The 400-nt window shown below is 57.0% G+C and carries 1 rRNA gene; it reads right to left on the bottom strand.

What is annotated here, in order from left to right:
• Positions 1 to 55 precede the first annotated feature (55 nt).
• Positions 56 to 172: ribosomal RNA gene (rrf, locus tag AC1DIP_RS22315) — 5S ribosomal RNA — on the bottom strand.
• Between the last annotated feature and the right edge of the window lie 228 nt (positions 173 to 400).

Genomic DNA, 400 nt, shown 5'->3' with positions numbered 1-400 from the left:
TGTTAAATGTGGGAGGCCCCAACCGTGTGGTTGGGGCCTCGACCATGTAATGATGTTCCGGCGGTGACCTACTCTCCCACACCCTCCCGGGTGCAGTACCATCGGCGCTGTGGGTCTTAGCTTCCGGGTTCGGAATGGGACCGGGCGTTTCCCCCACGCTATGACCGCCGTAACCCTTTYACCCKAACCCCGCAGGGTTGGGAAATCTTGTGGTTACAACGTCCCTGCCGGTGGGCAGGGGGTGGTGTTGTTATTTAGTTGTTGGTTCCTGCCGTGCCCCGTGTGTTGACGGGGTTGTTGGTTGGGAACCACATAGTGGACGCAAGCAGAATGTTTTTCTGTGTGGTGTAAGTTGTTGGCCTATTAGTACCGGTCAGCTTCACGAGTCGTTAGTCCTCGC

It is taken from the genome of Pseudarthrobacter sp. 05T312, from assembly GCF_056396685.1.
This window is presented reverse-complemented; position numbering and strand designations above follow the sequence as displayed.